This window comes from Falsiroseomonas oryziterrae, assembly GCF_021864505.1.
Taxonomy (GTDB): domain Bacteria; phylum Pseudomonadota; class Alphaproteobacteria; order Acetobacterales; family Acetobacteraceae; genus Falsiroseomonas; species Falsiroseomonas oryziterrae.
On sequence record NZ_JAKJIB010000698.1, the window covers coordinates 1 to 612 of the forward strand.

The 612-nt window shown below is 76.6% G+C and carries 1 protein-coding gene; it reads right to left on the reverse strand.

Annotation, left to right across the window (positions count from 1 at the left end; genetic code table 11):
• Window positions 1-511, reverse strand: a 511-nt coding sequence (locus tag L2I40_RS24185) for an OmpH family outer membrane protein (protein ID WP_237217871.1), incomplete at its 3' end; no start/stop codon positions are given.
• Between the last annotated feature and the right edge of the window lie 101 nt (window positions 512-612).

The window sequence follows — 612 nt, forward strand, 5'->3', positions numbered from 1 at the left end:
CGCCCTGCCGCGGCGGGGCCGCGGCGGCGGGCGGCGTCGGCGCGCCCTCGCCCGGCATCACGCCGTCGGCCGGCAGGTTGACGGTCCGCAGCACGCGGTTCAGCTGCGCCACCACCTCGTCGGTGATGTCGAAGCCGGCGTCGTTGTAGACGATGAGCGGCCGCGGCAGGACGAGATTGATCCCGCGGCTCGAGGCGACCTGGCGGATCACCGCGCCAAGCGCCTGCTCATACTGCTGCAGCCCGACCTGGGTCGCGGCCTCGATCGCGCGCTGGCGGTCGCGGAACACCCGCTGAGCGTCGGTGATGCGGTCCTGCAGCGCGCGCTCCCGCTCACGCAGCGTCTCCGGCGGCAGGGTGGCGCGCGCCGCGGCGAGCGCCTGCTGCTCCTCGCGCCACCGGCCCTGCTCGCGCTGGGTCTCCTCGGTGAAGCGCGCGCGGCGGCGCTCGATCTCCTCGCGCACCTGGTTGAAGGCGGCGGAGAGGCGGTTGACCTCCTGCACGTCGATCATCGCGATGACCGGCGCCGGCGGGCGCTGGCCGGCGGGGCGCTGTGCGCCCTGGGCGGGCTGCTGGCCCTGCGGCGGCCTCGCCGGCTGGGCGCCCTGCCCCT